The sequence below is a fragment of the Leifsonia williamsii genome (assembly GCF_030433685.1).
GTDB classification, from domain to species: domain Bacteria; phylum Actinomycetota; class Actinomycetes; order Actinomycetales; family Microbacteriaceae; genus Leifsonia; species Leifsonia williamsii.
Window position 1 is genome coordinate 774,492 of the sequence record NZ_JAROCF010000001.1, and the last position, 17,069, is coordinate 791,560.

The window sequence follows — 17,069 nt, forward strand, 5'->3', positions numbered from 1 at the left end:
CACATGAAAAGAAAGGCACTACTCGCCACCATGCTCGGCGTCGTGCTGACCGTCTCGGTCAGCGCGTGCAGCTCGAGCGCGGCCGGCGGCTCGTCGTCGGCGTCGCCGTACGAGCTCGTCGACGGCAACGACACCCTCCACCTGCTGGTCGCCAGCGATGCGGCCCCGTTCGCCTCCGTCAATGCTGACGGCAAGTTCGAGGGCTTCGACGTGGCGCTGCTGACGGAGATCACCAAGCGCCTCGACCTGAAGCTCGACGTGAAGGGTCAGGACTTCGACACCGTCCTGCCCACTATCGCGATCGGCAAGGCGGACGCCGCCGCATCCTCCATCGCCGACACCGACGAGCGCCGCAAGACCGTCACCTTCTCGCTCCCGACCTACACCGGGGTCATGTCGGTCACCGTCCCGAAGGACTCGAGCATCTCGGATGCGAAGGACCTGAAGGGCAAGAAGGTCGGCGTGAAGTCGGCGAGCCGCAACGCGGAGTACGCCGAGGACAACTGGAAGGGCACCGAGCTCGTCTACTTCTCGGACGAGAACGCGATGTTCAACGCGCTGCAGACCGGCTCGATCGACGGCGCGTTCTTCGACGGCCAGTCCGCCGACAAGTACGTGCAGCAGTACGACGTCAAGATCGCCTTCTCGGCCGTCAACGACGACAACCGCGGCGCGGCGATCGTCCTGCGCCAGAAGGCCCCGAAGCTCCGCGAGGCGGTCAACAAGACGCTGCGCGAGATCCTCGAGGACGGCACCTACAAGAAGATCTTCGAGAAGTGGGTCACCACCGAGCCCTCGCAGCGACAGATCGACTTCCTCACCGAGTACTACGACGCTCACCCGAGCGACGACTACCCGGCCAAGTAGCACCCGAAGCCGGGATGGCCGGGCCGGGCGAAGCGGCCCGGCCATCCCTTCCACGCTAATGAAAGGAGTGCGCCATGGGCGACTTCCTGGGGATGTTCTTCAACCCGGAGTACATCTTCCGCGTGCTGCCGGATCTGATCCTGGTCGGACTGGTCAACACCCTGATCCTCGCGTTCGCGGCCACCGTGATCGCCCTCGTCATCGGCATCCTGATCGCCATGGCGCTCCTGTCGCGGCACCGCTGGCTGCGGTATCCCGCCCAGGTCTACGTCGACCTGCTGCGCGGCCTGCCGACCATCCTCACCATCTTCCTGATCGGGCAGGGCCTGCCCTACGCCGGCATCACCTTCCTCGGCACGAGCGCGTACCCGTACGGGATGCTGTCTCTCGGCCTGATCGCGTCGGCGTACGCGGCCGAGATCTTCCGCTCGGGCATCCAGAGCATCCATCACGGTCAGCTGGAGGCCGCCCGCGCGCTGGGCATGCCGTATCGCACCGCGATGGCGCTGATCGTGGTGCCGCAGGGCATCCGCAACGTGCTTCCCGCGCTGACGAACCAGTTCATCAGCATCGTCAAGGACACCTCGCTGGTGTACGTGCTGGGCCTTGCCGTCGGTGAGCGCGAGCTGTACCGCATCGGCCAGGACATGTCGCAGCGCGTCGGCAACCTGTCGCCGCTGGTGGCCGCCGGCATCATCTACCTGCTGATCACGGTCCCGCTGACCCACTTCGTCAACTGGCTCGACCGCAGGCTGCGCACCGGCAAGGTGCCCGTGGCCGTGGAGGGTCCCGACGAGCCGGGTGCGCCCGGTACGCCGCTGGAGCCCATCGCGGGCGCGAACCCGGCTCCGGCTGTCGAGACTCCCGCCTCCCACGACCCGCAGAGGAGCAACGCATGAGCGCCGTCACCGCGCCCGCCACCACCGGCTCGGCCGTCTCGGTCTCGGGCCTGCGCAAGAGCTACGGGCACAACGAGGTGCTCAAGGGCATCGACCTGAGCATCGAGCCCGGCGAGGTGGTCTGCATCATCGGGCCGTCCGGCTCGGGCAAGTCCACCCTCCTGCGCAGCCTCAACCTGCTGGAGGCGCCCAGCGGCGGCCGCGTGGTCGTCGGCGGCACCGATCTGACCGACCGGCGCACCGACATCAACGCGGTGCGCCGCCGGGTCGGCATGGTCTTCCAGAGCTTCAACCTCTTCCCGCACATGACCGTCGAGCGCAACGTCACCATCGCGCTCGAACGGGTCGGGCGGGTGTCGCGTCAGGAGGCGCGGCGCATCGCGACCGAGCGGCTGACGGAGGTCGGCCTCGCGCACAAGGCGTCGGCCCGCCCGATCAGCCTCTCCGGCGGGCAGCAGCAGCGCGTGGCGATCGCCCGCGCGCTGGCGATGAACCCCGAGGTCATGCTGTTCGACGAGGTCACCAGCGCCCTCGACCCCGAGCTCGTGAAGGGCGTGCTGAACATCATGACGCAGCTGGCGAAGGGCGGCATGACGATGGTCGTGGTCACGCACGAGATGGGCTTCGCGCGGCAGGTCGCCGACCGCGTCATCTTCATGGACGGCGGCGTGATCGTCGAGCAGGGCGAGCCCGATCGCCTGTTCGGTGCGCCGCAGTCCGATCGGTTGAAGGCGTTCCTGGCGGAGGTCCTCGATTGAGCGCGCGCATCCCCGAGCCGCAGCAGTGGCCCTCCGCCGCCACCGGTCGTGTCGTCGTGGTGGGCCCGAACCCGGCGATGGACCGGCTGGAGGTCGTGGACGAGCTGGTCCCCGGTCAGGTGCACCGCGCCTCCAGCGTCACCGTCCGCGCGGGCGGCAAGTCGTTCATCGTCTCGCGCACCATCCGCCGCCGCGGTGTCGGCGTGAGCATGTACGGCTTCCTGGGCGGCCCGGTGGGTACGCTCGTCGCCGACGCCTGCGTCGAGCTGGGCATCGACGACCGGCACACCCCGATCGCCGACTCCACCCGCATCACGCCCGTGATCGTCGAGCGCGCGACCGGGCGGTCGACGGTCATCAACGAGGCCGGACCGCAGATCACGCCGGGCGAGGAGTCGGCGTTCCGCGCGGCCATGCTGGAGGCGGTGGCGCCGGGCGACCTGCTGGTGTGCACCGGCAGCCTCCCGCCCTCCCTCGCCCCCGCGCTGTACGCGGAGCTGGCGGCGCACGCGGCCAGCACCGGCGCGTACTGCGTGGTGGACGCCAGCGGTGAGCCGCTGCGCGCCGCGCTCGAGGTCGCGCCCTGGGCGGTCAAGTGCAATCGCAGCGAGTTCGCGGCCGCGAACGGTCTGGGCACCGCGCCCGCCGACGACGTGATCGCCGAGCGGATGCTCACGCAGCTCGACCGCGGCAGCAGCGTCGTCATCGTGACGATGGGAGGCGCCGCCTTCCTCGTCGCCGTCGCCGGCGCCTGCTGGCGCGTGACGGTCCCGCCGACCGACGTGGTGAACGCCACCGGCTCGGGCGACACCTTCCTGGGTTGCTTCGCCGCGGCGATCGCCGACGGCGAGGGGCTGGAGACCGCCCTGCGCTACGGCACCGCCGGCGGTGTGCTCAACGCGGCCCAGCTCGAGCCGGGTCTGCAGCCCGGCGCCGACCTGGACGGCATCGCCGCGCAGGTCCGCGTCCTGCCCGAGCCGGCGCCCTCGGCGGTGGTCGCGGGATGAGCGGGGGAGTCTTCCTCGGTCTCGACGTCGGCACCACCCGCACCAAGGCCGTCCTCGTCGACGGCGACGGGCGCGCGCTGGCGACCGCGTCGGCGCCGACTCCGGTCATGCGCGACGCCTCGGGCGACGGCCGCGACCGGCGCGATCCCGCCGCGGTGCTCGACGTGCTCGTCGCGCTGATCCGCGAACTGGGCCGGGAGCATGCCATCGACACCGTCCGCGGCGTCTCGCTCGCCTCGGTCGGCGAGGAGCTGGTCTACCTCGACGCGAACGGCCAGGCCACGGGGCCCGTCCCGTGCTGGTACGTCGAGCAGGCCGCCTCCGCCGATCCGCTCGCGCCGCCGCATCGACTGGCCGGCTGGTACGCACTGCGGGCGCTCGCAGCGGCCGGCGACGCCGTGCTCGACCGGGCGGTGTCGTTCACCGACCTCGGCAGCCATCTCCTGCAGCGCCTCACCGACACGGCAGCGCCCGCGATGGACCTCTCGCACGCCTCGCGCACCGGGATGCTCTCACGCGACGCCGTCGAGTGGAGCGCCGCCGCACTGGCGGCCACGGGCGCGGGCCGGCTCGTCCCTCCCGCGCTCGTCCACAGCGGCGAGGAGCTGGGGAGGCTGTCTCCGGCCGCTGCGTCGCTCACCGGCATCCCCGCGGGCATCCCCGTGGTGGCAGGCGGTCACGACCACCTGTGCGCCGCCTTCGCCGCGGGCACCCGCGAGACCGGCGACGTCTTCGTGTCGGTCGGCACCTCCGAGTCGCAGCTGCTGATCACCGCCGAGCCGTGGGAGACCCTCGCCGTGCGCGAGGACGAGGGCGTCGAAGTCGGCTTCTTCGTCGACGGCGTGCACCGCTACGTGCACGCGGCCCAGCCCTCAGGGCGCCGGGTCGCCGAACTGCTGGAGGCCGCAGGCGCGACCTCCGCCGACCTCCCTGCTCTCTACGGGCGGATGGAGGCCGGGGCCGCGGACGACGCGCTCGCCGCCGACCTCCTCACCGAGCTGACACGCCAGGCCGAGTCGGCCGCGGCTCTCACCGAGCGCCTGGCCGCCGTGGCGCGCACCGCACCGGAGCGCCTCCGTGCCGGCGGAGCCCCCGTCGCCTTCGCGCTCTGGCGCCGGCTGCGCGAGGAGCGCGCCCGGGTCCCGCTGCAGTTCGTGCAGACCCCCGAGCTGGCCGGTGTCGGCGCGGCGCTGCTCGCCGCCGGACGCGGAGCGGAGGTGGCCGCATGACGCTCGCCGCTACCGCCGACCTCGTCGGCGCTGCACGCGCGAACGGCACCGGGGTCGCCGCGCTCAACGTCATCCAGCTGGAGCATGCCCAGGGCATCGTCGCGGCGGCCGAACAGGTGGGCCGCCCGGTGATCCTGCAGGTCAGCGAGAACGCGCTGCGCTATCACGGCGGCGACGTGGCGACCATCGCCGCGGCCCTGCGCTCGCTCGCCTCCCGCTCGGCCGCTCCGGTCGCCCTGCACCTCGACCACGCCACCGGGTTCGCGCTGTGTCGGGAGGCGGTGGAGGAGGGCTTCGGGTCCTTCATGATCGACGCCTCCGCCGAGCCGTACGACCGCAACCTCGCGCTGACGGCCGAGGCCGCCGCGTGGGGCCACGAGCACGGCGCCTGGGTGGAGGCGGAGCTCGGCGAGGTGGGCGGCAAGGGCGCGCACGTCAGCGGCGCCCGCACCGACCCCGCCGAGGCGGCCGCCTTCGTGCGCGACACCGGTGTCGACGGGCTCGCCGTCGCCATCGGCTCGTCGCACGCCATGGTCGACCGCACCGCGACGCTCGACCTGCCCCTGCTGGCGGGGATCCGGGAGGCGGTGCCCGTGCCGCTCGTGCTGCACGGCTCCTCCGGGGTCCCCGACGACACCATCGCCGCGGCCGTCGCCGCCGGCATCACCAAGGTGAACGTCTCCACCCAGCTCAACGCGGCGATGACCGGCGCGATCCGGGAGGCGCTCGCCGCCGCTCCCGAACTGGTCGACCCCCGCAAATACCTCGCTCCCGGCCGCGACGCCGTCCGTGAACGGGCCGCGCACTTCCTGACCCTCATCTCGAAAGGACCCCTGACATGACCGCTGCGACGACGCGGCTGACCACCCGCCCGCTCGGCACCACCGGCCGGGACATCACGACCGTCGGCCTCGGCGCCTTCGCCATCGGCGGTCCGGCCTGGTCGTACGGCTGGGGCGCGCAGGACGACGACGACTCGGTGCGCACGATCCTCGCCGCCGTGGAGGCCGGGGTGAACTGGATCGACACCGCCGCCGTCTACGGCCGCGGTCACTCGGAGCTGATCGTCGGCCGCGCGGTCGCCCAGCTGCCGGAGGCCGACCGCCCGCTCGTCTTCACCAAGGGGGGCCTGATCTGGACCGAGGGGCAGGAGCTGGAGGCCGGCGAGCGCAAGGTCGGCGACCCGGCGAGCCTGCGCCGTGAGGTCGAGGACTCGCTGCGGCGGCTCGGCGTGGAGGCGATCGACCTGTACCAGATGCACTGGCCGGCCGAGGACGGCACCCCGCTCGAGGAGTACTGGTCGGCCCTGGTCGACCTCCGCACCGCGGGCAAGGTCCGTGCCATCGGCCTGTCGAACCACGACGTCGACGAGCTGGAGCGCGCGGAGGCGATCGGGCACGTGGACAGCCTGCAGCCTCCCTTCTCCGCCATCTACCGCGACGCGGCGGGCGACGTGATCCCGTGGTGCGACGCGCACGGCACCGGCGTCATCGTCTACAGCCCGATGCAGTCGGGGCTGCTCACCGGGACGATGACGGCCGAGCGTGTGGCGGCCCTGCCCGAGAACGACTGGCGGGCGCGGCACCCCGACTTCCACGAGCACCTCGACCGCAACCTCGCGGTCGCCGACGCGCTCACCGCGGTCGCTGCACGTCACGGCGTCCCGGTCCCGCACGCCGCCATCGCCTGGACGCTCGGCTTCCCGGGCGTGACCGCCGCCATCGTGGGCGCCCGCCGCCCCGATCAGGTGGCCGGCTGGGCCGAGGCGGGAGCCGTCGCGCTGACCGCCGAGGACTACGCCGAGGTCGCCGCGGCCATCGAGCGGACGGGAGCGGGGTCGGGTCCGGCCCGTCCGTAACGGCCGCCCGCGGCGAGGCAGCGGCGCCGGTCCCGTGGGGGGACCGGCGCCGTTTCGCGCGACCCCTCCTCGTAACCGTCTACAGTGCCGGTATGGCGTTACCCGGCATGAGGAGCCGCCCGAGCGGCTCGCACCGCGATCAGGTGGTGCAGGCCGCCGTCGAGCTGGCCAACGAGCTGGGGCCCGGGTACTCGGGAGGGTACACGTACGAGCCGACGCCTGACGCCGCCGAGCGCGCGGCCGTCGGCAACCGCGTCTTCGAGCGGTTCCACGAGAGCTCCGTGCCGTTCGAGCCGGCGGAGAGCGCGCACATCGGGCGGCTCGCCGCGGCGCTGCACGACATCTTCATCCTGTTCGCGGAGGGGGAGGTCGCCGAGAGCGTCCCCCTGATCAACGCGCTGCTGCGCGAGTTCCCGGCGGCTCCGCACATCTCGGCCGAGCCGCCGTGGTCGCTGCACTATCACGACGACTCGCTGGCCGCGGCGCCCGGCTGGCAGATCGGCTGTGCGGCCGCGCTGGGCTCGTTCGTGTCCTCCGGCGCCTGGCGGTACATCGGCCGATGCGAGGCCGAGCGCTGCGATCGGGTCTTCCTCGACGACACGCGCAACCGCTCCAAGCGGTTCTGCTCGACGCGGTGCCAGAACCGCGAGAAGGTGCGCTCGTTCCGCCTCCGGCACGCCGCCGCACGGGCGAACGATGTAACTGTCTAACCGCCTGGGACAAGTTACATCGCCGGAACGTCGGCGCAACTGAGGTGAAACCTCCCCTCGCGAGGATGAGATCCACAACGCGACCACGCGGCCGGACTCGATACCCGAGGGGCACCATGACACTCGCACCAGCACAGCCACGCACCGGGCTCTCCGAGCTCGTGGTGGACGACGTGACCCGCGTCTTCCCGAGCACGACGGGAGGCGCGGAGACGGTGGCGCTCAGCCACGCCTCCTTCACCGCCAAGCCCGGCGAGTTCCTGTCGATCATCGGCCCCAGCGGCTGCGGCAAGAGCACCCTCTTCAACATCATCGCCGGCCTCGACACCCCGTCCAGCGGCCAGGTGGAGATCAACGGCTCCTCGATCGTGGGCCAGCAGGGCCACGTCGGCTACCTGCTGCAGAAGGACCTCCTGCTGCCGTGGCGGAGCGTCCTCAGCAACGTCATCATCGGGCTCGAGATCTCGGGCGTCGGCAAGGCCAAGGCGAAGCAGATCGCCCTGCCGCTGCTGGAGGCGTACGGCCTGCGCGACTTCGCCGACCACAAGCCGGACCAGCTCTCCGGCGGCATGCGGCAGCGCGCCGCCCTGCTGCGGACGGTGCTCTTCAACCGCGACGTCATCCTCCTCGACGAGCCGTTCGGCAAGCTCGACGCCCAGACCCGCTCGACCATGCAGGAGTGGCTGCTCGACCTCTGGGACGACTTCCAGAAGACCGTGGTGTTCGTCACCCACGACATCGACGAGGCGATCTACCTCTCCGACCGGGTCATCGTCATGTCGCCGCGCCCCGGCCGGATCATCGCCGACCTGCCGATCGAGCTCGACCGCCCGCGCAAGCCGAGCGTCGTCACCTCGGCCGCCTTCACGGCGACGAAGGCCGAGATCCTGTCCCTGCTCCACCCCACCCCCCGTACGGAGGCCGCCTCGTGAGCACGACCACCACCTCCCGCCCGCTCCGGCCGACCCCGACGGCGCCGCTCGTCGCGACGTCGATGGCCGAGCTGGCCGCCCTGCCGCGCCGCGGTGTCCGCGCCCGCCGCCGTGCTCTGTTCCCGAGCGAGCCGGCGCAGTGGAAGACGGGGCCCGCCGCCCTCGCGATCGTCGTCGCCGTCTTCGCCGCGTGGCAGCTCCTCGCCGACGCGGGTGCGATCAACACCTTCTTCTGGTCGAAGCCCAGCATGATCTGGCAGTCGGCGGTGACGAACTTCACCAAGGGCTCGATGTGGTCCGACACGGCGTACACGTTCACCGCCACCATCGCCGGCTTCGCGATCGGCGTCGTCGGCGGCAGCCTGATCGGTCTCTCGTTCTGGTGGTCGCGGTTCTACCAGCGCACCGCCGAGCCGCTCATCGTCGCGGTGGAGGCCATGCCCAAGCTGGCGCTCGCCCCGATGATCGTGCTCGCCCTCGGCCTGGGCATCGGCTCCAAGATCGCGATGGCGACGGCGCTGGTGATCATCATCCAGATCCTCAACACGGAGGCGGCGGTCCGCGGCATCGACCGCGACCTCCAGACGCTGCTCTACTCGCTGGGCGCCAGCCGCTGGCAGGTCTTCCGCAAGGTCGTCGTGCCGGCGACCATCCCCTCGATCGTGGCCAGCCTCCGCGTGAGCATCGGCCTCGCCCTCACCGGCGCGATCGTCGGCGAGTACATCGGCTCCCAGCAGGGCCTCGGCAAGATGATCCAGTTCGCCGCCGCGAGCTTCGACATCTCGCTGATCTGGGTCGGCGTCTTCACCCTCGCCCTGCTGTCCTTCCTGCTCTACCTCGTGGTCCTCGTCATCCAGCGAGTGCTGCTCCGGCTCGTCCACGGCTGACCCCGCACCGGTCGCCGCACGCACCCATCGCATTCCCGAAGGAGAACACTGTGCAGAACCACTCCCTGAAGAAGCGCCTCGCCGCCCTCGCCGCGCTCACCGCCGCCGCGCTCACGCTCGCCGGCTGCTCCGGCGGTGCGGCCGCCGAGTCCGCCGGGTCCTCCGGCTCGAAGGAGACGAAGCAGATCGTCATCGCCGAGCCCGTCCACGGCATCGGCTACCTGCCCCTCTACGCCGCGATCGACAACGGCTACTTCGCCGACGAGGGCCTGGAGGTCAAGGTCACCACGCTCACGGGCGGCGCCCACGTGAACGCCGTGCTGAGCAACAACGCCTGGGGCTTCATCGGCGGCGCGGAGTCGGCGGCCATCGCCAACGCGAAGGGCGCCTCCCTGGTCGCCATCGCCGGCGTCGTGTCGAAGGCGAACGTGTACTGGGTCGCCAAGAAGGGCATCACGATCGACCCCGACGACATCGCCGGCTCGATCAAGGGCCTGCGCTTCGCCGTCAACCGGCACGGCGGCTCCGTCGAGATCGACTCGCTCTACCAGCTGGAGCAGCTCGGCCTCGACCCGCAGAAGGACATGAAGCTCATCAACAACGACGTGAGCGGCTCCGAACTCTCGCTCGTGCAGTCCGGTCAGGCCGACATCGCGGCGACCGCGGAGCCCGTGCTCGGCAAGGGCATCACCGAGGGCGTCTGGGGCGAGCCGTTCGTGAGCCTGCCCGACGAGCTCGGCGAGTTCGCCTACTCCGACATCGTCACCGCGAAGGCGACCCTCGAGAAGGACCCGGCGACGGCGAAGGCGTTCAACGCCGCACTCGCCAAGGGCATGGACTTCGTCATGAACGACAAGGAGGGCGCCAAGAAGGTCGCCGTCAAGGAGTTCCCGAGCATGACCGAGGACGTCATCCAGGCCACCCTCGACCGCACATACGCCGACGAGTTCTGGACCGGCGTCGACATCCCCGACAAGGCGCTGGAGCTCGACCTCGAGGTCGCCCGCAAGGCCGGCCTGCTGCAGGACAGCGCGAACCCGGCCACGCCGAAGAACCTGCTCGACCTGTCCTACCTCCCCTGACCCGGCGCCACCGGAACGCGACGAAAGAAGACTGTCATGACCTTCCCGTACCGCTACGACCCCGCCCACACGGCCCTCATCGTCGTCGACGTGCAGAACGACTTCTGCCATCCCGAGGGCGCTCTCGGCTCCATCGGAAACGACACGTCCGCCGCCGTCGAGATGGTGCCGCGCCTCCAGCGCCTGATCGACGACGCCCGTGCCGCGGGAGTCCGGGTGGTGTTCATCCAGACCATCCACGACGAGACGAACGACAGCGTCGCCTGGCTCAGCCGCCACAGCGACGCCCCCGACCCCGCGAAGGCCGGGATCACCTGCCGCACCGGCTCGTGGGGCGCGGAGTTCTACGGGGTGGAGCCGCTGCCCGGCGAGAGCATCGTGCTCAAGTACCGCTACTCCGCCTTCGTCGGCACGAACCTCGACCTGCTGCTCGGCACCCTCGGCGTGAAGTCGCTCCTCTTCACCGGTGTCGCGACCGAGATCTGCGTCGAGTCCAGCCTGCGCGACGGCCTCTTCGCCGAGTATTTCGTGACGCTCGTCGAGGACTGCGCCGCCTCCTACAGCCAGGAGGCGCACGACGCCTCGGTGAGCGTGGTCGGCAAGCAGTTCGGCACCGTCACCACCAGCACCGAGCTGGCCTCGGTGTGGCAGGGCGCCGACATGCTCGCGGTCACCGCCTGAGCAGGGACGCGACCACGCATGACCGCCGCCATCCCATCCGCCGCCATCCCGCCCGCCGCCCCGATGCCGGGCACCCGGCGTGCCCGCATCGCCGTCTTCAGCGGGCCGACCGCCACCATCCAGAACAGCGAGCCCCTGGTCACCAGCAACGCCGCCCGGCGCAAGCACGGCCTGCCGCTGCTGACCAGCTCCGACGGTGAGCCGCTGCGCCGCGACATCGTGCGCATGCAGCGGCTTGCCGCCCCCGTCACGGTCTACGTGGAGGCGTTCAGCGCACACCCGCTGGAGGCCGACGCCGCAGAGCTGTACGCGGCGCCGGACGGCTGGATCGGAACGGACGGCGAGTTCCGCCCCGAGCGGTCCGGCGACGGCGACACACCCGTGTACGAGGTCACGATCGGTCCGGAGGACGGCCTGTTCTCGCTCCCGTACATGGCGCGCACGCGTGACGGCCTGGCTTGGGACGGCGACGGGATGGAGGCGCTCGGCCCGGGGGAGCGGACCCGGCAGACGTTCTACCCCGACGCCTCGCGCATCTTCGAGGAGATCGACCGCTTCGGCCTCGACGCTGACGGCGTCAACAACATGCTGTCGTCCCGGGGCGACTTCACCTTCCACCGGGCGGCGCCCTCCGGCGGCTACCTCTCCGGGCTGCCGGGCGACCGCCGCTCCGATCACGGTGAGGGGGACATCCCGCCGGAGACCCGCGGCGAGCACTTCTTCTCGTACAGCCCGCCGCACCTCGCGCACGGGCCCGCCAAGCAGACCCTGGCCCGGCTCACCAACGTGGTGCAGACGACCCTCGACGGCGGCGGCTACGACGGCGCGATCTGGCTGGAGGGCAGCCCGGCCGTCGAGGAGACCGGCTACTGGCTCGGCCTCCTCATCGACACGACTGTGCCGATCTCGTGCAACTCCGCGCAGCGGCCGCACGGCGCGCTGAGCGCGGACGGCGACCGCAACCTGGTCGACAGCGTCGACTACATCCGTTCGCGCATCTGGGCGGATGCCGATGGCGTCGACCGCGTCGGCTCGGTCCTCGTGATCGACGAACAGATCTTCACCGCGCGCGACGCGCAGAAGGCCGACGCGCGCCCGGGAGGCTACGTGGCGACCGGCGGCCACGGCGGGGTGATCGGGACGATCGGCGCCCCCGGCGATCCGATGCTGACCTTCTGGCCGGCGAAGGCGCACACCCACCTCTCGGAGGTGAACACGCGGAGGCTGCCGGCGGCGGTCACGGGCGTCACCCGCGTCGACGGCGCTGTCACGACGGTGGAGGTACCGGTGAAGGATGCGTCCGGCGCGCTGCTCGAGGACGCGATGCCCACGGTCACCATCGTGAAGTATGCCCGTTACGGCATGGACGACTTCAGCGACGCCGCCGCCCTGCAGGTGGAGGTCACGGCACGCATCGAGCGCAGCCTCCAGGCCTCCCCGCTCTCCGGGTTCGTGCTCGAGGGCAACGCGCCGTTCGGCCGCGGCGACGAGTCGCAGATGGCGGCCCTGCGCAGGGCGGTCGCGCACGGCATCCCCGTCGTGCGCACCTCGCGCGGCAACGCCGAGGGGATGGTGCCTCGCGTCCCCGGCGACGTCTTCGTCGCCGGCAGCACCCTGACCTCCACCAAGGCGCGGCTGCTGCTGATGGCGTGCCTGCTGCGGTTCGGAGCCCTGCCGCCCGCCGCCGACCCTGAGCATCCCACCGCCGAGGAGTGGGACGCCATCCGCGAGCACGTGGCCCGCTACCAGGCCGTGTTCGACACGCATTGAGCGCGGAGCCGGTGCGTCGCCGCTACACGCACAAGTACCTCATCCTGGCGATCTGCTGCTCCAGCCTGTTCATCGTGTCGATGGATGCGACGGTCGTGAACGTCGCCCTGCCGTCGATCGGGCGGGAGCTCGGCTCCTCCATCGCGGGGCTGCAGTGGACCATCGACGGCTACACCCTCGTGCTCGCCAGTCTCCTGCTGCTCTCCGGCTCGACCGCCGACCGGCTGGGGAGGCGGCGCACGTTCCAACTCGGCCTCGCGCTCTTCGGCATCGGCTCGCTGTTGTGCAGCGTCGCGCCCTCGGTCACCTGGCTCGTGGTGTTCCGGATGCTGCAGGCCGTCGGCGGGTCGATGCTCAACCCGGTCGCGATGTCGATCATCACCGCGACCTTCACCGACCGGCGGCAGCGAGCCAGGGCGGTCGGGATGTGGAGCGCCGTCGTCGGCATCGCGATGGGTGTCGGCCCGCTCGCCGGAGGCACGCTCACCACGCTCATCGGCTGGCGGTCGATCTTCTGGATCAACGTGCCGGTCGCGCTCGCCGCGATCGTCCTCACGGCGCTGTTCGTGCCGGAGTCCCGTGCGGCCGTCGCCCGGAGGCTCGACCCGGTGGGGCAGCTGCTGGTCATCGTCGTGCTGGCCACCCTGGTCGGCGGGCTCATCGAGGGGCCGAGGCTCGGCTGGGGCTCGCCCGCTGTGATCGCCCTGATCGCGACGGCCGTCCTGGCGTTGGTGGCGCTGATCCTGTACGAGCCCCGGCGGAGGGACCCCCTGCTCGACGTGCGCTTCTTCCGGAGCGTGCCGTTCTCGTCGGCCGTCCTTAGCGCGATCCTCGCGTTCGCGTCAAACGGCGCGTTCCTGTTCCTGGTGTCGCTGTACCTCCAGGGTGTGCGCGGGCTGACCCCCTTCGAAGCAGGGCTCCATACGCTCCCCGTCGCTGTCGCGCAGCTGGTCTTCGCGCCGCTCTCGGGCAGGATGGTCGCCGCCTGGGGGACGCGCGTCCCCCTGCTCCTCGCCGGACTCGCGCTCGGAACCGGCGGCGGCCTGCTCGCGGTGCTCGGTGACCAGACGCCGATCGCGTATCTGCTGTGCGCCTTCGCCGTGTTCGGGATGGGGATGGGTCTGGTGAATGCGCCCATCACCACCACAGCCGTGGCCGGGATGCCGCCCGGCCAGAGCGGCTCGGCTGCGGCGGTCGCCTCCACCAGCCGCCAGATCGGCACGTCGCTGGGCGTCGCGGTCGCGGGAAGCGTCCTCGCCGTCGGAGGAGAGGACCACGTCGGCGCCGGCTTCGCGGCGGCCACGCACCCGATCTGGTGGGCGACCGCCGGTCTGGGCGCGGCGATCGCGGTGCTCGCCATCGTAGCCGGAACCCCGTGGGCGCGCCGAAGCGTCGACCGGATCGCGCACCTCTTCGCCGACGACCGCGCACCCGCCGAGCGACCGGCGCAGCCCGAGCGCTTGCTACAACCCACAGCGCGTTGACGACAGTCCTTCCCATCCGCCCTCTCCGTGCGATAGGCCGTCTGCATGAGAGCGCGGACGAACGATCGAACGCACCGGATGACGACGATGCTGGCCGTCGCCGCGGCGGTCCTCTTCGGCGCCGCCGTCGTCAACGGGCTGAGCGCGGCCTCCGCGGCGCCGGTGGTCGTCGGGCCGGTCAATCCGGTGACGCTCCCGGTGTCCGGTCATGCCGCCAACAGCGGCTTCACCATCTTCGTGGAGGGGGATGTCGCCCTCAACGCCGACGAGGTGGAGGGCACGGTCGCGGCGGGCGGCGACCTCCGGTTCGCGTCGAGTTACAACATCGCGGCGGGAGGCGCGTTCCCGCCCACCTTCACCGCGCCCGGCGATGCGGCGCCGACGTACCTGTACGTGCGCGGAGGCGTCGACTACAGCACCGGACCGACCAACGTGCTGCGCATCCTCAACAGCGGATACGCGAAGGTCGGCGACACGTCGACCTACACCGCGCTCGACCGCGACCAGAACAACGCGCTGGTGTCCTACGAGCTGGTCGCGCCGGGCTCGGCTTACGGCAGCGTCCCGCGCATCGAGGGCACGATCACCGAGACGCCGGCGCAGGTCGCCGCGCCGGTGGGCACCGAGCTCGTCGACATCGACGGCGCCTTCGCGGCCTACCGCGATCTGTCCGGGCAGCTGGCGCAGTGTCCCGTCAACGCGATCCTCAGGGACGACCAGGGCGCCCCCGTCACATCGCCGATCGCTCCCGGCGCGCGGGCGCACATCGGGCTGGCCGGCGGCGTCACCAACGTGCTGAACATCTCGGCGGCCGACCTCGCCGCGCTCGGCGAGCTGGTCTTCGACACCCCGCCCACCGCCTCCACCCCCCTCGTCGTCAACGTCACCGGCACGACCTTCACCGGCACGTTCCCGAACCAGGCCGGCATCGCGTCCCCTCAGGCCCCCTTCCTGCTGTGGAACTTCCCGGAGGCCACCTCCATCACGGTCACCGGGGGCGACAGCCTCGAGGGCACGATCTACGCGCCGGACGCGGCGCTGAACTGGCAGGTCACGCAGAACATCGAGGGCAACGTGATCGCCGCGAGCTTCATCCACGGTGTGCCGGCCGTGGGAGGAACGCTGCCGAGGGAGGTGCACAGCTTCCCCTTCTCGACCACCGTCACATGCACCTACGACGACGGCACGACGCCCACGCCGACCCCCACCATGCCGACCCCGACCGTCACGCCGACGCCGACGCCCACGCCCACGGTCACTCCCACGCCGACGGTCACTCCCACGCCGACACCGACCCCCGCTCCCACCACCACCCCGACCGCGGCAGTCCCCACCGACCCCGGGTCCTCGTCGGGAGGCGGCTCCGTGTACGGCACCTCCGACCCCCTCGCCGCCACCGGCAGCACGGCAGGCGGCGCGTGGCTCGGCACCGCCGTCCTGGCAGCGGCCGCCGTCGCGGCCGGCGCCCTCGCCCTCGTCCTGCATGCGCGTCGCCGGCGGTCCTAGACTCGTCCCGTGTCCGACGGAGTCCCGGCGCTGAGCGGCGCGCTGTTCGAGGTCTTCGGGGGTGGCAGCTGGGTCTTCCTGCCCGCCATGTCCGCGCGCGGCCTCGCCGCCGAGCTCGAGGCCGACATCCTCGACGAGCAGTTCTCGTGGTGCGAGAACCCGCACCTGGGCGAGGGCGCCGGGCTGCTCGTCCTCACCGCTCCGATGAACGGGTGGATGCTGCTGCACGGCGCGAGCGAGACCGTGGGCGGCGCCGCGGCCCTACTGAGCGAGCAGCGCGACGTGTACCGCGCGATGATCGACGTCCGGCTGCCCGCGATGTCGTGGTCGTTCCTCGAGCGCGGGATGCCGACGCGCACGGTCTCGCTCGAGCTGGGCGACGACGGCCATCTGGTCACTCGCACCGCGGGCCATCCGCTGCCGTTCGAGGCGGACGGGGCCGAGGCGCCGGTCGCCGCGGGCGGCCTCGACTCCTTCTTCTACCCGGTCGCGATCATGGGCGAGCACGGCGTCTCGCTGCGCGACCTCGAGCAGGCCCTCGACCTCCCGAGCGTCACTCTGCAGGTCTGACGCCGTAGCGCAGGAACACCGTGCCGTCCTCGAAGGCCCGCTGCTCGCGCAGCTCGTACCGCTGCAGCGCGTCGCGGGGGAGGGCCGGGGTGCCGCCTCCGACCGACACCGGCACCAGGTAGAGCTGCACCTCCTCCACCAGCCCGGCGGCGAAGGCGTGCGCCGCGAGCGTCGGGCCGCCGATCGACACGTCACCTGGGCTGCGTTCCACCAGCCGCCGCACCTCGTCCGGCCGGAACGCCGACTCGACCCGCGTGCGCGGCGTCGTGACCTCCGGGTGCGTGCCCGAGAAGACGACCTTGTCGGCGTCGCGCCAGATCCACGCGTACTCGGCCATCACCTCCGGGTCGTCCGGCCCGGGGAGGTCCTGCCACGCGCGCATGACCTCGTACATCCGGAGGCCGTAGAGGTACGTGCCGATCGCCCGCTCCTCGGCGTTGACGTGCGCGTGCACCTCCGCGGAGGGCGCCGCCCAGTCGAAGCTCCCGCTCGCGTCGTTGATGTAGCCGTCGAGCGAGCAGATGGCGGAGAACACGAGACGGCCCATGGGCCGCACTGTAGTGTCAGCGGCCGAGGCCGGGGAAGAGCGCGGCCAGCGCGTGCAGCTCCGAGCCGAAGATCAGCGGCACGACGATGTCGAGCACGAGGCCGATCCCGACCGTGAGCGCCGCAGCGCCGGCCGCGACGACGACGAGGATCAGGAACAGCCGGAGGTAGGCGTTCTGCGCGATCCCGGCGAGCGTCCCCCGCGCCCGCTCCGAGCTCATGCGCTGCGCCGAGAGGCGCTGATCCAGTGTCGTCATCTTCTCTTCCCTCCCCATGCCCGGCC

General features: G+C 71.6%; 18 protein-coding genes. 16 read left to right on the forward strand and 2 right to left on the reverse strand.

Annotated features, from left to right (window positions below):
• The first annotated feature begins 3 nt into the window (after nucleotides 1-3).
• The 16 genes from P5G50_RS03625 to P5G50_RS03700 all read left to right on the forward strand — a co-directional run bounded on the left by P5G50_RS03625 (nucleotide 4) and on the right by P5G50_RS03700 (nucleotide 16,240).
• Nucleotides 4-867 (forward strand): substrate-binding periplasmic protein, encoded by an 864-nt coding sequence (locus P5G50_RS03625; protein WP_301211753.1) that lies wholly within the window; start codon nucleotides 4-6, stop codon nucleotides 865-867.
• 74 nt (nucleotides 868-941) lie between these two features.
• Nucleotides 942-1,766, forward strand: coding sequence for an amino acid ABC transporter permease (locus tag P5G50_RS03630; protein WP_301211754.1), 825 nt, complete (start codon nucleotides 942-944; stop codon nucleotides 1,764-1,766).
• Nucleotides 1,763-2,524, forward strand: a complete 762-nt coding sequence (locus P5G50_RS03635; RefSeq protein ID WP_301211755.1) for an amino acid ABC transporter ATP-binding protein — start codon at nucleotides 1,763-1,765, stop codon at nucleotides 2,522-2,524. The genes P5G50_RS03630 and P5G50_RS03635 overlap by 4 nt, the downstream gene beginning before the upstream one ends.
• Nucleotides 2,521-3,531 carry a 1-phosphofructokinase family hexose kinase gene (locus P5G50_RS03640; protein ID WP_301211756.1) on the forward strand — a complete coding sequence of 337 codons (1,011 nt, stop codon included), beginning with the start codon at nucleotides 2,521-2,523 and terminating at the stop codon, nucleotides 3,529-3,531. The genes P5G50_RS03635 and P5G50_RS03640 overlap by 4 nt, the downstream gene beginning before the upstream one ends.
• Nucleotides 3,528-4,760 carry an FGGY family carbohydrate kinase gene (locus P5G50_RS03645; RefSeq protein WP_301211758.1) on the forward strand — a complete coding sequence of 411 codons (1,233 nt, stop codon included), beginning with the start codon at nucleotides 3,528-3,530 and terminating at the stop codon, nucleotides 4,758-4,760. The genes P5G50_RS03640 and P5G50_RS03645 overlap by 4 nt, the downstream gene beginning before the upstream one ends.
• Nucleotides 4,757-5,602 carry a class II fructose-bisphosphate aldolase gene (locus P5G50_RS03650; protein WP_301211759.1) on the forward strand — a complete coding sequence of 282 codons (846 nt, stop codon included), beginning with the start codon at nucleotides 4,757-4,759 and terminating at the stop codon, nucleotides 5,600-5,602. The genes P5G50_RS03645 and P5G50_RS03650 overlap by 4 nt, the downstream gene beginning before the upstream one ends.
• Nucleotides 5,599-6,618: an aldo/keto reductase gene (locus tag P5G50_RS03655; protein ID WP_301211760.1), complete on the forward strand. Its 1,020-nt coding sequence runs from the start codon at nucleotides 5,599-5,601 to the stop codon at nucleotides 6,616-6,618. Before P5G50_RS03650 ends, P5G50_RS03655 begins: the two co-directional genes overlap by 4 nt.
• Before the next feature lie 92 nt (nucleotides 6,619-6,710).
• Nucleotides 6,711-7,328, forward strand: coding sequence for a CGNR zinc finger domain-containing protein (locus P5G50_RS03660; RefSeq protein ID WP_301211762.1), 618 nt, complete (start codon nucleotides 6,711-6,713; stop codon nucleotides 7,326-7,328).
• Nucleotides 7,329-7,444: 116 nt separating this feature from the next.
• Nucleotides 7,445-8,260, forward strand: a complete 816-nt coding sequence (locus tag P5G50_RS03665; protein WP_301211763.1) for an ABC transporter ATP-binding protein — start codon at nucleotides 7,445-7,447, stop codon at nucleotides 8,258-8,260.
• A complete protein-coding gene (locus P5G50_RS03670) occupies nucleotides 8,257-9,147 on the forward strand; it encodes an ABC transporter permease (RefSeq protein WP_301211764.1) in 891 nt (296 codons plus the stop codon). Before P5G50_RS03665 ends, P5G50_RS03670 begins: the two co-directional genes overlap by 4 nt.
• Nucleotides 9,148-9,197: 50 nt before the next feature.
• Nucleotides 9,198-10,229, forward strand: coding sequence for an ABC transporter substrate-binding protein (locus P5G50_RS03675; RefSeq protein ID WP_301211765.1), 1,032 nt, complete (start codon nucleotides 9,198-9,200; stop codon nucleotides 10,227-10,229).
• Between the two features lie 36 nt (nucleotides 10,230-10,265).
• The gene (locus P5G50_RS03680) at nucleotides 10,266-10,910 is read left to right on the forward strand and encodes a cysteine hydrolase family protein (RefSeq protein WP_301211766.1); all 645 of its coding nucleotides are present in this window, start codon (nucleotides 10,266-10,268) and stop codon (nucleotides 10,908-10,910) included.
• A gap of 18 nt (nucleotides 10,911-10,928) precedes the next feature.
• Nucleotides 10,929-12,680: an asparaginase domain-containing protein gene (locus tag P5G50_RS03685; RefSeq protein WP_301211767.1), complete on the forward strand. Its 1,752-nt coding sequence runs from the start codon at nucleotides 10,929-10,931 to the stop codon at nucleotides 12,678-12,680.
• Nucleotides 12,677-14,164 carry a DHA2 family efflux MFS transporter permease subunit gene (locus tag P5G50_RS03690; protein ID WP_301211768.1) on the forward strand — a complete coding sequence of 496 codons (1,488 nt, stop codon included), beginning with the start codon at nucleotides 12,677-12,679 and terminating at the stop codon, nucleotides 14,162-14,164. The genes P5G50_RS03685 and P5G50_RS03690 overlap by 4 nt, the downstream gene beginning before the upstream one ends.
• A gap of 78 nt (nucleotides 14,165-14,242) precedes the next feature.
• A complete protein-coding gene (locus P5G50_RS03695) occupies nucleotides 14,243-15,670 on the forward strand; it encodes a choice-of-anchor A family protein (RefSeq protein ID WP_301211769.1) in 1,428 nt (475 codons plus the stop codon).
• A gap of 9 nt (nucleotides 15,671-15,679) precedes the next feature.
• On the forward strand, nucleotides 15,680-16,240 hold the full coding sequence (locus P5G50_RS03700; RefSeq protein WP_301211771.1) for a hypothetical protein: 561 nt from the start codon (nucleotides 15,680-15,682) through the stop codon (nucleotides 16,238-16,240).
• On the opposite strand, the gene P5G50_RS03705 is transcribed toward P5G50_RS03700, so the two are convergent.
• Nucleotides 16,224-16,787: a dihydrofolate reductase family protein gene (locus tag P5G50_RS03705; RefSeq protein WP_301211772.1), complete on the reverse strand. Its 564-nt coding sequence runs from the start codon at nucleotides 16,785-16,787 to the stop codon at nucleotides 16,224-16,226. The two genes, P5G50_RS03700 and P5G50_RS03705, sit on opposite strands and share 17 nt — an antisense overlap.
• Before the next feature lie 16 nt (nucleotides 16,788-16,803).
• Nucleotides 16,804-17,043, reverse strand: a complete 240-nt coding sequence (locus P5G50_RS03710; RefSeq protein ID WP_301211773.1) for a hypothetical protein — start codon at nucleotides 17,041-17,043, stop codon at nucleotides 16,804-16,806.
• Between the last annotated feature and the right edge of the window lie 26 nt (nucleotides 17,044-17,069).